This is a genomic window from Geodermatophilaceae bacterium NBWT11, assembly GCA_014218215.1.
Classification (GTDB): domain Bacteria; phylum Actinomycetota; class Actinomycetes; order Mycobacteriales; family Geodermatophilaceae; genus Klenkia.
On the sequence record CP043652.1, the window covers coordinates 2,064,020 to 2,076,860 of the forward strand.

Sequence of the window (12,841 nt, forward strand, 5' to 3'; positions counted from 1 at the left end):
GACGGACCGGTCCCGACACACCCTCACGACACACGGACCACCCGCCGCTGCGCGGCACACCACGGGGACGCAGGAAGGGACACAGCCGATGCCGGATCCGATCGACCTCGCCACGGTCTGGGAGGGCATCCGCCACCGGCTGGCCGGGAGCCTGACCCCGCAGCAGACCGCGATGCTCAACCTCACCCGCCCCCTGGGCCTGGTGGAGGACGTGGCGGTGCTGGCCGCCCCCAACGAGTTCACCCAGACCGTGCTGGAGTCCCGCATGCGGGCCGCGCTCAACGAGGCGCTGTCGGCGGAGTTCGGCCGGGAGATCAAGGTCGCCGTCCAGCTCGAGGACGGGCCCACCCCGCCGCCGCCGCCCCGCGAGGACCGCGAGCAGGCCTGGCCGGCCGAGCCCGCCCGTCGTCCGGAGTGGGAGCGCGCCGACCGGCGCGACGCCGAGGACCGGGCCCGCGAGGACCGGTCGAGGGACGAGCGCACCAGGGACGACCGCAACCGCGACGACCGCAACCGGGAGGACCGGGACCGCGACGACCGAGACCGGGACGACGAGGACCGTGCCGCCCGCGCCCAGCTCGACGACGGCCGCAGCGCGTTCGGGGTGCGCACCGACGCCCCCCGCCGGGACGCCTGGCTGCCCGAGTCCGGGGACGGTCGGGACTGGTCCCGCGGCACCGGCTACGACCGCGAGGCCCGCGAGGACCGGGCCCCCGCCTGGGACCGCCCCCGCGCCGACCCCCGTCGTCCGGCCCCCTGGGACCAGGACGACGCCGCCGGCGACCCGGGCTCGGCGTCGGCCGGGTCCGAGGACGGCCGCCCGTCCGACGGCGACCACGGGATCGGGCGGGACCCGGGTCAGGCCGGTGCCGCCGGCCGAGGTGGGTACGGCGACCGTCGCTCCCCGGGCAGCGACCTGGGTCTGAACCCCAAGTACGTCTTCGACAGCTTCGTCATCGGCAACAGCAACCGGTTCGCCCACGCCGCGGCCGTCGCCGTCGCCGAGGCGCCGGCCCGGGCGTACAACCCGCTGTTCGTCTACGGCGACTCCGGGCTCGGCAAGACCCACCTGCTGCACGCGATCGGGCACTACGCGGCGCGGATGTTCCCCAACGTCCGGGTCCGCTACGTGTCGACCGAGGAGTTCACCAACGAGTTCATCAACCTGGTGCACTCCGGGCGGGCCGAGGACTTCCGCCGTCGCTACCGGGACATCGACTTCCTGCTGATCGACGACATCCAGTTCCTGGAGCGTGCCGAGCGCACCCAGGAGGAGTTCTTCCACACCTTCAACACGCTGCACAACGCCAGCAAGCAGATCGTGATCACCTCCGACCGGCCGCCCAAGAAGCTGACGACGCTGGAGGACCGGCTGCGCACCCGCTTCGAGTGGGGTCTGATCACCGACGTCCAGGCGCCGGACCTGGAGACCCGGATCGCGATCCTGCGCAAGAAGGCGTGGGGGGAGCGGCTGCAGGCCCCCGACGCGGTGCTGGAGTTCATCGCCAGCAAGGTGCAGACCAACATCCGCGAGCTCGAGGGCGCCCTGATCCGGGTGACCGCCTTCGCCAGCCTGAACAAGCAGCCCGTGGACCTGGCGCTGGCCGAGCTGGTGCTCAAGGACCTGATCAGCGACGAGCAGGGCCCACAGATCACCGCGGCGATCATCATGGCCGCCACCGCCGAGTACTTCTCCGTGACGATGGAGGAGCTGCAGGGCGCCAACCGCTCGCGCACCCTGGTCAACGCCCGGCAGATCGCGATGTACCTGTGCCGTGAGCTGACCGAGCTGTCCCTGCCCCGCATCGGGGCGTCCTTCGGCGGCAAGGACCACACCACGGTCATGCACGCGGTCAAGAAGATCACCGGGCTGATGAGCGAGCGCCGCGCCACCTACACCCAGGTCACCGAGCTCACCGCCCGCATCAAGAGCCGCGCCCGCCAGTGAGGCCCCGGGTGCCCCTGCACCCGCACCGTTGCAAGAAGCGCCCTTCTCGTCAGGACTCCTGACGAGAAGGGCGCTTCTCGTCGTGGGGGACGTCGAAGAGGGCGCTTCTCGTCGGTGGGGGTGGTGACCGGCCGGGTGACCGGGCTCGGGGGTCGACTCGGCGACCGGCACGCCTCACCCGTCCTGGTGACTCTGCGCAGTCGCCTGAGCACCGGGCTGCCCCACGGGTCTCGTTGTCCCCAGCTCTGTGCACAGCCTGGGGAGATCGCGTGTGCACCGCTCCACCCAGGGTCACCACGGTTGGTCACGCTGCGTCCGCGCAGGTCACGTCGCTGCACCCGGACGAGGGTCGGTGACCGTCCCGGCGGACCCGCTCACCGGCCCTCGCCGTCCACACCGTGTCCCCATGTCGACCCCCCTCCACCCCCAGCCCGTCCCGAGGTGCTCCCCAGCGCCGTCCCCCCTGCGGGGGGTGACGTGCGCCCTGGGGACCGACGGGGGGATCGGGCGGGAGAGCGGGTGGACCAGGGGTGGAGGAGGACGGTCACCGGTGGACGCGGGCTCCTGTGTCCCCAAGTCGACCCCAGGGAGACGGTCACCGGCCCACAGCGGGCCAACAGGGGCACTCACGGCCTGACCTGGGCGGAAGGGCTCGGTCCCCAGTACCCACACCTGTGATGACGGTGATGAGTGATGTCCCTCGAGGAGTCCTTGAACCACACACTGGGTGTGCACGTGCCGGTCGACGAGTCGACACGGACGAGCAGCACCGACCCGGGGGGCTCCGTGCAGGGGCAGGTCGACGCCGGGGTCGATCGCAGGGGAGGATGACGCGGCACCGGCAGCGGGACCGCTGGTCCGAGCTGGACCGAGACAGCAGCACCAGACCGAGCAGGACGAGCAGGGGTGGACACGACATGAAGTTCCGGGTGGCACGTGAGGTGCTCGCCGACGCGGTGGCGTGGACGGCGCGCAGCCTCCCCCCGCGACCGTCGGTGCCGGTCCTCGCCGGGATCCTGCTCGAGGTCGAGGGCAACCAGCTGTCGGTCTCCGGCTTCGACTACGAGGTCTCCGCGCGGTCCGAGGTGGACGTGCAGTCCAGCGAGAGCGGTCGCGCCCTGGTCCCCGGCCGGCTCCTGGCCGAGATCACCCGGGCTCTGCCCCCGCAGGCCGTCGACGTCGTCGCCGAGGGCGCCCGGCTGTCCATCAGCTGTGGCAACGCCAAGTTCTCGCTGCCCACGCTCCCGGTCGAGGACTACCCGTCGCTGCCCTCGATGCCCTCGACCGCGGGGGTCGTGGACAGCGACGCCTTCGCCGAGGCCGTCGGCCAGGTCGCCGTGGCCGCCGGCCGCGACGACACGCTGCCGATGCTCACCGGCGTCCGGCTGGAGATCGAGGGCGACCTGGTCACCCTGGCCGCCACCGACCGCTACCGGCTCGCGGTCCGCGAGTTCGCGTGGCGCCCGGAGACCCCGGGTCTCTCGGCCGCGGTCCTCGTGCCCGCGCGCACGCTCGCCGACGCGGCCAAGACGCTGACCAGCGGACCCGAGGTCGTGCTGTCGCTGTCCTCGGGCGGCTCCGGCGAGGGCATCCTCGGCATGAGCGGCAAGGACCGGCAGACCACCACCCGGCTGCTGGACGCCGAGTTCGTCAAGTACCGGGCGATCATGCCGAACGAGTCGGCCTCCCACGCCACGCTGCCGGTCGGGCTGTTCACCGACGCCGCGAAGCGCGTGGCCCTGGTCGCCGAGCGCGGCACGCCGCTGCGCTGCGAGTTCACCCCCGGGCAGGTCACCCTGCGCGCCGGTGGCACCGACGACGAGGGCCAGGCCGAGGAACGCTGCGACGTCGAGTTCGACGGCGACCCGCTGACCATCGGCTTCAACCCGACGTTCCTGCTCGACGGCCTCGCCGCCGTGCACACCGAGCGGGCCCGGATGGACTTCACCAGCGCGCTCAAGCCCGCGGTGCTGTCCGGCCACGAGGAGCCCAGCGAGGACGGCGCGGTCCGGCCCGGCTCCTACCGCTACCTGATCATGCCCGTCCGCCTGCCGGGCTGAGGAAGGACCCCGTCGCCCCCCACGACTCGCGAGCTCGCCGTGGGACCCTGCGACGGGGCCGGGGGGCAACGACCTCCGGCGACCACATCGAACGAGGAGACACGACGTGCAGCTGGGCCTGATCGGACTGGGCAAGATGGGCGGCAACATGCGCGAGCGGCTGCGCCGCGCCGGGCACGAGGTCGTCGGCTACGACCGCTCGCCCGAGCTGCAGGACGTCGACAGCCTGGAGTCGCTGGTCGGTGCGCTGAGCGCACCCCGCGTCGTCTGGGTGATGGTCCCGGCCGGTGACCCGACCCGGGAGACCGTCGAGGCGCTGGGGAACCTGCTGGAGGCCGGTGACGTCGTCGTCGACGGCGGGAACTCGAAGTTCACCGACGACAAGGTGCACGCCGACCTCCTGGCCACCAAGGGCATCGGCTACGTCGACGCCGGCGTCTCCGGCGGTGTCTGGGGCCTGGAGAACGGCTACGCGCTGATGGTCGGCGGGACGAAGGAGGACGTGGCCAAGGTCCAGCCGGTCTTCGACGCCCTCAAGCCGCCGGTCTCCACCGAGACCGACTCCCCGGCCGGTGAGGGCGCGGGCTTCGTGCACGCCGGTCCCGTGGGCGCCGGGCACTTCTCGAAGATGGTCCACAACGGCATCGAGTACGCGATGATGCAGGCCTACGGCGAGGGCTACGAGCTGCTGGCCGCGGTCGACCTCGTCGAGGACGTCCCCGGCGTCATCGCCTCCTGGACCCAGGGCACCGTCATCCGCTCCTGGCTGCTGGACCTGCTGGTCCGCGCGCTGCAGGAGGACCCGGGCCTGGACGACATCACCGGCTGGGCCGCCGACTCCGGAGAGGGCCGCTGGACCGTGGAGCAGGCCATCGAGCACGCGGTGCCGATGCCGGCGATCTCGGCCTCGCTGTTCGCCCGGTTCTCCTCCCGGCAGGACGACAGCCCGACGATGAAGGCCGTCGCCGCGCTGCGGAACCAGTTCGGCGGCCACGCGGTCAAGGCCCGCGAGGTCGAAGACCCCGCCTAGCAGCAGCGTCGAAGACTCCGAACTGATCGGCCCCCTCGCAGGGGCCCGGACCGAGCCTGCGAGGTTCGGGGGGCGAGGGGGTCCTTCATGTACGTGAGACACCTGCAGCTGGGGTCCTTCCGCAGCTGGGAGGCCGTCGACCTGCCGCTGACGCCGGGTCCGACGGTCTTCGTCGGGCGCAACGGCCAGGGCAAGACCAACCTGGTCGAGGCGATCGGCTACCTGGCGACGCTGGGCAGCCACCGGGTGTCTTCCGACGCACCGCTGGTCCGGCACGGCGCCGAGCAGGCCGTCGTCCGGGCGGCGTTGCGCAAGGACGACCGGGAGCTGCTGGTCGAGGTCGAGATCAACCCCGGCCGGGCCAACCGGGTGCGGGTCAACCGCTCCCCGCTGCCCCGGCCGCGGGAGCTCCTCGGCCTGGTCAAGACGGTGCTCTTCGCCCCCGAGGACCTCGCCCTGGTGCGTGGTGACCCGACCGAGCGCCGCCGCTTCCTCGACGAGCTCCTGGCCAGCCGCACCCCGCGGCTGGCCGGGGTCCGGTCGGACTACGACCGGGTGCTCAAGCAGCGCAACGCCCTGCTGAAGACGGCGAAGCTGGCCCGCGGGAACGCGCTGGCCACCCTCGAGGTGTGGGACGGCCACCTCGCCGACCTGGGCGGTCAGCTCCTGGCCGCCCGCCTGCAGCTGGCCACCGACCTGGCCCCGCACGTGACCGAGGCCTACGCCGGGGTCGCCGGGGACGGCGCCGACCGGGCGAGCCTCGGGTACACGAGCACGGTCCCGCTGGCCGGGGACGGGACGGCGTTCCTGCCCGGCTGGGGTCTCCCGACGGCGGCCGAGCTGACCGCGGCGCTGGCCCGACGGATCGAGGAGCGGCGCAAGGACGAGGTCGACCGCGGGGTCACCCTGGTGGGCCCGCACCGCGACGACCTGGTGCTGCACCTGGGCCCGGCGCAGGCCAAGGGCTACGCCAGCCACGGCGAGTCCTGGTCGTTCGCGCTGGCGCTGAAGCTCGCCTGCTTCCAGCTCCTGCGGGCCGACGGCGAGGAGCCGGTGCTGGTGCTCGACGACGTGTTCGCCGAGCTCGACGCCGGCCGGCGCACCGCGCTGGCCGAGGTCGCGCGTACCGCCGAGCAGACGTTGATCACCGCTGCCGTGGCCGAGGACGTGCCGGCGGCGCTCCGCGGCACCCGGGTCGAGGTCGTGGGTGGAGGAGCGCACGTGCTCGCCGATCCGGAGGATGCTGGGACGCGTGACTGAGCCCGGACGCCCCGCCCGGCCCAGCGACATCGCCCGCGCAGCCCTGGACGCCGCCCGGGCCGCCTCGGCCGCCCGGCCCAAGCCCACCCGGCGCCGGGTCGCCGGGCCGCGGAGGTCCTGGACCGGGGCGCACCCCGGCGCCGACGACCCGCAGACGCTGGGGGCGCTGGTCGACTCCCTGGTCAGCCACCAGGACTGGAGCGAGCGCACGAAGGTCGGCTCGGTCTTCGGCCGGTGGGACGCCCTGGTCGGGGCCGACATCGCCGCGCACTGCAGCCCGCAGTCGCTGAGCGAGGGCGAGCTGACCGTGGTCGCGGAGTCCACAGCCTGGGCGACCCAGCTGCGGATGATGGCCCCGACGATCCTGGCCAAGCTGCACGGGGGGTTGGGCGGCGGCGTCGGTGGGGACGTCGTGACCCGGTTGCGCGTTGTCGGTCCGACGGCGCCCAGCTGGAAGAAGGGCCCGCGGACCGTGCGTGGCCGCGGCCCGCGCGACACCTACGGCTGAGCACCCGCCCACCCCGATCCGCACACCGACCCCGAGAGCGAGCCAGGCGATGACGACCCCCCGCGACGGTTCCGACCGACCCGAGGACCAGCCGGCCGACGGCGACCAGTCCCGGGCCTGGGAGCCGCCGGGCTGGTCGCTCCCCCCGGCCGAGCCCGACCGCAGCCAGCAGTCGGCCACCCCGCCGGCCCAGCAGCCGGCGCCCCCGGAGCAGGACTGGGAGGCCACCCCGCCTCCGCCGCAGCAGCCCGCCGCCTGGGACCCGCCGCAGCAGCCCGAGCCGTGGGACCAGCCGCAGCAGCCCCCCGTGCAGGAGGAGCCGCGCCGCGGGGGCCTGTTCGGCGGGCTCTTCGGCGGCGGCCGCAACCGCCCGCCGGTGGACCGCCCGCCGCGCAAGCCCACCGCGCTGGAGGAGGTCTACCGCCCGCGGGAGGCCGGCACCTGGATGGACACCCAGGCCTGGGGTGCCGCCCACGGCTGGACCCCCAGCGACGGCACCGGCCCGCAGGACGCCCCGCTCGTCGCCCTGACCCGCAGCGCCCCGGTCCGCCCGGCCAAGAGCGAGGTCCCCAGCAACGTCCTGCGCGGCCGGGACGCCGGCCTGGACCTGGTCGCCTTCGACATCGTCTCCCCGGTCGGCCAGGCCTGGGTGGCCACCCACGCCGTCACCGCGGCCCCCGTGCTCGGCGGTGCGCCGGCCTTCCGGCTGACCCCCGCCCGCTTCTGGCGGCACGGCACCGGCGGCCAGCTGCAGATCCCCAGCGGTGACCCCGAGTTCGACCAGCGCTGGGTGCTGCTGGTGCCCGAGGACGGCCCGCAGGTGCGCCGGCTGGTCGAGGACCCGGTGGTCCGGCAGGCCCTGCTGGGCTCCGACGACGGCGACGAGCTGTGGTCGGCCGAGGGCTTCGTGGCCGCCGTCCGGCCCGACGGCAACCGCCCGCTGCTCATCCAGCACCACGCCCGGATCCTGGCCGCGGTCACCGCCGCGCTGGCCAGCGCGTACTGAGCCCGCCCTGACCACCACCGACCAGCCCGAGTCACCCACCGCGGGGCTGCGCGAGCTGCTGCCCCTGCTGCGCCCGCACCGGCGGGCGCTGATCGCGGCCGCCCTGCTCTCGCTGGTGTCGGCGGCGGCCGCGCTCACCCAGCCGCTGCTGGTGTCGCGGGTGATCACCGCGGTGGGGGCGCAGACGCCCCTGCTGCCGGTGGTGGCGACCCTGGTCGTCGTCCTGGTCGCGGCCGCGGTGCTCGGTGCCGGCCAGCAGTACCTGCTGCAGCGCACCGCCGAGGGCGTCGTCCTCACCACCCGGCGGACGCTGGCCGACCGGTTGCTCCGGCTCCCGGTCGCCGAGTACGACCGGCGGCGCACCGGGGACCTGATGAGCCGGGTCGGCTCGGACACCACCCTGCTGCGTTCGGCGGTGACCAGCGGGGTGGTGGAGATCGGCGGCTCGCTGGTCGTCGGCATCGGCGCGCTGATCGCGATGGCGCTGGTCGACGGCCTGTTGCTGCTGGTCACCCTGGCCAGCGTCAGCATCGGCGTGGGGGTGGCCATCGCCGCTGCCCGCCGGGTGCGGGTGCTCTCCCGCCAGGCCCAGGAGCAGGTCGGCGCGATGAGCGCCGCGGTGGAACGGTCGTTGTCGGCAGTGCGCACCATCCGGGCCAGCGGGGCCACCGGCCGCGAGGTGGCCACCGTGGGGTCCTCGGCGGAGAAGGCGTTCTCCGCCGGCGTCGCCGTCGCCCGGCTGCAGGCGCTGGTGTCCCCGGCCAGCGGCATCGCCGTGCAGGGCGCGTTCCTGGCGGTGCTCGGCCTGGGCGGCTACCGGGTGGCCACCGGCGCGATCGAGGTCGCCGACCTGGTCGCCTTCATCCTCTACCTGTTCCTGCTGGTCATGCCGTTGGGTCAGGTCATCCGGGCCTACACCGAGCTGCAGACCGGGCTCGGCGCACTCGCCCGCGTGCAGGAGGTGCTGTCGCTGACCCCCGAACGGGACGACGTCGCCGAGCGGCCCGGCACCACCACGTCCCCGCGGCTGCCGGCGGCCGGTGACCCGGTCCCCCTGCTGGAGCTCCGCGACGTCGACTTCGGCTACCCGGACGGCACCCGGGTGCTCTCCGGGGTCTCCTTCGCCGTCCCGGCCGGCACCCGCACGGCGCTGGTCGGGCCCTCGGGCGCGGGCAAGTCCACCCTCCTGGCGCTGGTCGAGGGCTTCTACCCGATCAGCGGCGGGTCGGTCCGCTGGGCGGGCGCCGACGTGCGGGAGCTGCCGCGCGCCCAGCTGCGGGCCGCGATCGGCTACGTCGAGCAGGAGGCCCCGGTGCTGGCCGGCACCATCCGGGAGAACCTGCTGCTCGCCGCCCCGGACACCCCGGAGCCCGCGCTCTGGGCGGCGTTGGCCGACGTCGGCCTGACCCCGGTGGTCACCCGGTCACCCCTGGGCCTGGACGTGGCGGTCGGCGACGACGGCGTGCTGCTCTCCGGCGGGGAGCGGCAGCGGCTGGCGATCGCCCGCTCGCTGCTGGCCCGCCCGGCGTTGCTGCTGCTCGACGAGCCGACGGCCAGCCTGGACGCCCGCAACGAGACCCTGCTGCGGCAGACCCTGGCCACCGCCGCCCAGGACCGGGCCCTGCTCGTCGTGGCCCACCGGCTGTCCACGGTGCGGGACTCCGACCAGATCGTGGTGCTCGACGGGGGCCGGGTGGTCGCCGTCGGCACGCACGACGAGCTGGTCGAGACCGACCCGCTCTACCGCGAGCTGGCCACGGCTCAGCTGCTGGTCTGACCCGCCAGCGCGGCCCGGACGGCGTCCTCGAAGCCCAGCCGGGGCGGGGCGTCGAGGACCGACCAGACCCCGTCGTCCGCGGCGACGACGGTGTTGGGCAGCGACTCGACCAACGAGCGGGCCAGCTCCCGGGACACCGGGGTGAGCGCGGCGACGCCCCAGGCGGCCAGAGCCGGGCCGGCGTCCGGCACCCGCAGGAAGCGCCGGCGCCCGAGCCCGGCGACCGCGGCGTAGCGCTGCACCAGCTCGGCGTAGGTCAGCACGTCCGGGCCGGCGAGGGCGAACGCACCGTGCACCTCGGCCGGCAGGGTCGCGCAGCCGACCAGGGCGGTGACGACGTCGCGCAGGGCGACCGGCTGCACCCGGGTCTCCACCCACCCGGGGGCGGGGAGGACGGGCAGCCGTTCCGTCACGTGCCGCAGCATCTCGAAGCTCGCCGAGCCCGGGCCGACCACCATGGCCGCGCGCAGCACGACGGTGGGCACCCCGGACTCCAGCAGCAGCGCACCCACCTCCTCGCGGGAGAGCAGGTGCGCCGAGAGCGCCTCGTCGGCCGGTCGGGGTCCGCCCAGGTAGACCAGCCGGCGCACCCCGGCGCCCCGGGCCGCGCGGGCGACCACCCGGGCCGTCGCGCGGTCGGCCGCGGCGAACCCGGGTCCGGTGTCCAGGGCGTGCACCAGCCAGTGGACGACGTCGACCCCGGCGCAGGCCCGGGCCACCAGGTCGGCGTCGGCGGCGTCCCCGACGACCACCTCGACGTCGTCCAGCCAGGGCCGCCCGGCCAGCCGGTCGGCGTCCCGGGTGAGCACCCGGACGCGGTGCCCGGCGCCCAGCAGCGCCGGGACCAGCGCACCCCCGACGTGTCCGGAGGCACCGGTCACCAGGCACACGGGGTCGTGGGTCACCCGGCCGATTCTGGCCTGGTCCTGCCCCATCCGCCTCACCCGTCCGTGGAGGGCGCGGGAGGGGCGGGGACGGGAGGGGTGGTGGACGGCCTCACGATCAAGGCTCACGGACGACGTCAGGGCGTGGACGGCGCATCCTGGTGGCAGGGACCCGGTACGATCGAGGGGTCACACCGCCAGCAGCCCGCCGTGTGCCTCCCTGAGCCCCTGCCGCACCGCCGCGGCCGGTCACCACGGGGGCCCGTGCGGCGTCGCGCGAGAGAAGGGCCCCACGTGGTCGCTCGACCCAGCACTGAGTCCCAGGAGCAGCAGAACGCCTACTCCGGCAGCTCGATCACCGTCCTCGAGGGGCTCGAGGCGGTCCGCAAGCGCCCCGGCATGTACATCGGCTCCACCGGCATCCGCGGCCTGCACCACATGGTGCAGGAGGTCGTGGACAACGCCGTGGACGAGGCGCTGGCCGGCTTCTGCGACACCGTCGAGGTCACCCTGCTCGACGACGGCGGCGTGCGGGTCGTGGACAACGGCCGTGGCATCCCGGTCGACATCCACCCGGTGGAGAAGCGGCCCACCGTCGAGGTCGTCATGACGATCCTGCACGCCGGCGGCAAGTTCGACGGCAAGTCCTACGGCGTCTCCGGCGGTCTGCACGGCGTCGGCGTCACCGTGGTCAACGCACTGTCCACCGAGGTGGACGTGACCATCTGGCGCAACGGCATGGAGTACCACCAGCGCTACCGCGACACCGTGCCCGGCCCGCTCGAGGAGGTCGGCCCCACCGAGCGGCGCGGCACCTCGATCACCTTCTGGTCCGACGGGTCGATCTTCGAGACCACGGTCTACGACTACGACACGATCCGCCGTCGGCTGCAGGAGATGGCGTTCCTGAACAAGGGCCTGACCATCAAGCTGCGCGACGAGCGCCGCACGCAGGTCGAGGCCGAGGCCGCCGCCGAGGACATCCTGACCCTGGCCGCCGAGCCCGCGGTCGAGGACGGCAAGCCCTTCGAGCCGACCGAGGTGACCTACAAGTACGACGGTGGCCTGGCCGACTACGTGGCGCACCTGAACGCCAAGAAGGACGCCATCCACAAGTCCATCGTCAGCTTCGGCGCCGAGGGCGTCGGCAAGAACGACATGGCCATGAGCGTCGACGTCGCGATGCAGTGGTCCAGCGCGTACTCCGAGTCGGTGCACACGTTCGCCAACGTGATCAACACCCACGAGGGCGGCACCCACGAGGAGGGCTTCCGCGCGGCGCTGACCTCGATCGTCAACCGCTACGCGGTGGACAAGAAGATCCTCAAGGACAAGCCCGAGGACAAGCTGACCGGCGAGGACATCCGCGAGGGCCTGGCCGCGATCGTCTCGGTGAAGCTCGGCGACCCGCAGTTCGAGGGCCAGACGAAGACCAAGTTGGGCAACACCGAGGTCAAGGGCTTCGTGCAGAAGACCTGCAACGAGCAGATCAGCCACTGGTTCGAGGCCAACCCCGGCGAGGCCAAGACGATCATCACCAAGGCCAGCTCGGCCGCCCGGGCCCGCCGCGCCGCGCAGGACGCCCGCAAGCTGGCCCGCAAGAGCCCGCTGAACTCCACCGGCCTGCCGGGCAAGCTCGCCGACTGCCGCTCCACCGACCCGCGCAACTCCGAGGTCTACATCGTGGAGGGCGACTCGGCCGGCGGTTCGGCCAAGTCCGGCCGCGACTCGATGTACCAGGCGATCCTGCCCATCCGCGGCAAGATCATCAACGTCGAGAAGGCCCGCATCGACCGGGTGCTGAAGAACACCGAGGTCCAGGCGATGATCACCGCCTTCGGCACCGGCATCCACGACGAGTTCGACATCGCCAAGCTCCGTTACCACAAGATCATCCTGATGGCGGACGCCGACGTCGACGGCCAGCACATCCGCACGCTGCTGCTGACCCTGCTGTTCCGCTTCATGCGCCCGCTGGTCGAGGCCGGCTACGTCTACCTGGCCAACCCGCCGCTGTACAAGATCAAGTGGGGCGCCAAGCTCGGCGACGAGTACGTCTACACCGACGCCGAGCGCGACGCCCTGCTCAAGGCCCGGGCCGCCGAGGGCCGCAAGCTGCCCAAGGAGGACGCGATCCAGCGCTTCAAGGGCCTGGGCGAGATGGACGCCAAGGAGCTGTGGGAGACCACGATGAACCCGGAGTCCCGGATCCTCTCGCTGGTCACCCTGGACGACGCGGCCGCCGCCGACGAGCTCTTCAGCATCCTGATGGGCGAGGACGTCGAGGCACGGCGGTCCTTCATCACCCGCAACGCCAAGGACGTCCGCTTCCTCGACGTGTGACCTGGCGTTTGTCCCCCGCTGTGCA

The 12,841-nt window shown here is 73.6% G+C and carries 9 protein-coding genes; 8 read left to right on the top strand and 1 reads right to left on the bottom strand.

Annotated elements, in window-relative coordinates; genetic code table 11:
- The first annotated feature begins 172 nt into the window (after positions 1-172).
- The 7 genes from dnaA to F1C76_09965 all read left to right on the top strand — a co-directional run bounded on the left by dnaA (position 173) and on the right by F1C76_09965 (position 9,589).
- Positions 173-1,948 carry a chromosomal replication initiator protein DnaA gene (gene dnaA, locus F1C76_09935; GenBank protein ID QNG39146.1) on the top strand — a complete coding sequence of 592 codons (1,776 nt, stop codon included), beginning with the start codon at positions 173-175 and terminating at the stop codon, positions 1,946-1,948.
- Between the two features lie 917 nt (positions 1,949-2,865).
- On the top strand, positions 2,866-4,008 hold the full coding sequence (locus tag F1C76_09940) for a DNA polymerase III subunit beta (GenBank protein ID QNG36870.1): 1,143 nt from the start codon (positions 2,866-2,868) through the stop codon (positions 4,006-4,008).
- A gap of 106 nt (positions 4,009-4,114) precedes the next feature.
- Positions 4,115-5,038 (top strand): decarboxylating 6-phosphogluconate dehydrogenase, encoded by a 924-nt coding sequence (gene gnd / locus F1C76_09945; GenBank protein ID QNG36871.1) that lies wholly within the window; start codon positions 4,115-4,117, stop codon positions 5,036-5,038.
- Positions 5,039-5,125: 87 nt separating this feature from the next.
- On the top strand, positions 5,126-6,298 hold the full coding sequence (gene recF, locus F1C76_09950) for a DNA replication/repair protein RecF (protein ID QNG36872.1): 1,173 nt from the start codon (positions 5,126-5,128) through the stop codon (positions 6,296-6,298).
- A complete protein-coding gene (locus F1C76_09955) occupies positions 6,279-6,806 on the top strand; it encodes a DUF721 domain-containing protein (protein ID QNG36873.1) in 528 nt (175 codons plus the stop codon). The genes recF and F1C76_09955 overlap by 20 nt, the downstream gene beginning before the upstream one ends.
- 49 nt (positions 6,807-6,855) lie before the next feature.
- Complete coding sequence (locus F1C76_09960) at positions 6,856-7,812, top strand: hypothetical protein (GenBank protein ID QNG36874.1); 957 nt, start codon at positions 6,856-6,858, stop codon at positions 7,810-7,812.
- Positions 7,813-7,858: 46 nt separating this feature from the next.
- Positions 7,859-9,589, top strand: coding sequence for an ABC transporter ATP-binding protein (locus F1C76_09965; GenBank protein QNG39147.1), 1,731 nt, complete (start codon positions 7,859-7,861; stop codon positions 9,587-9,589).
- Here the strand turns inward: F1C76_09965 and F1C76_09970 are convergent.
- A complete protein-coding gene (locus F1C76_09970) occupies positions 9,574-10,524 on the bottom strand; it encodes an NAD(P)H-binding protein (protein QNG36875.1) in 951 nt (316 codons plus the stop codon). The genes F1C76_09965 and F1C76_09970 overlap by 16 nt on opposite strands.
- Before the next feature lie 243 nt (positions 10,525-10,767).
- Here F1C76_09970 and gyrB point away from each other — a divergent pair, with 243 nt between their 5' ends.
- The gene (gene gyrB / locus F1C76_09975) at positions 10,768-12,816 is read left to right on the top strand and encodes a DNA topoisomerase (ATP-hydrolyzing) subunit B (GenBank protein ID QNG36876.1); all 2,049 of its coding nucleotides are present in this window, start codon (positions 10,768-10,770) and stop codon (positions 12,814-12,816) included.
- The last annotated feature ends 25 nt before the right edge of the window (positions 12,817-12,841 follow it).